The sequence below is a fragment of the Acidisphaera rubrifaciens HS-AP3 genome, assembly GCF_000964365.1.
GTDB lineage: Bacteria > Pseudomonadota > Alphaproteobacteria > Acetobacterales > Acetobacteraceae > Acidisphaera > Acidisphaera rubrifaciens.
Map to the genome: position 1 here is coordinate 1 of NZ_BANB01000828.1, position 555 is coordinate 555.

The 555-nt window shown below is 74.6% G+C and carries 1 protein-coding gene; it reads left to right on the plus strand.

The window, feature by feature from the left end:
- On the plus strand, positions 1–555 hold a 555-nt coding region (locus tag B8460_RS18260), incomplete at both ends, for an ATP-binding cassette domain-containing protein (protein ID WP_048863049.1).

Sequence of the window (555 nt, forward strand, 5' to 3'; positions counted from 1 at the left end):
TCTTCGCGCCGCTGCGCGCCTTCGCCGCCGCCTATCAGGACCGCATCCACGCCCGCACCGCCGCCGAACAGCTCTCCGCCCTGCCGGAGGCGCCGCCCGCCGCCCCGCCCTTGCCGGTCCGCACGATCGAGGCCGGGGGTGCGACCGTCGCCTTCGACAATGTCAGCTTCCACTGGGACCCGGCCCGTCCGCCCGCGCTCGACGGCGTCACCTTCCGCGTGCCGGCCGGCGAGACGCTGGTGCTGGCCGGCGCATCCGGCGCGGGCAAGACGACGATCATCGAAATCCTGCTCGGCTTCATCCGCCCGGATGCCGGCCGGGTGACAATCAACGGCATGGACATCGCCGACCTGACGCCGCCGGCACTCGCCCGGCTGTCCGCCTGGGTCGGGCAGAAGCCGGTGCTGTTCGCCGGCACCATCGCCGACAACATCCGCTTCGCCCGGCCCGAGGCGACGGACGAGGAGGTAGAGGCCGCTGCCCGCGCTGCCCGCGTCACCGACTATGCCGCCGCCCTGCCGGACGGGCTCGCGACGCGCATCGGCGACGGCGGCC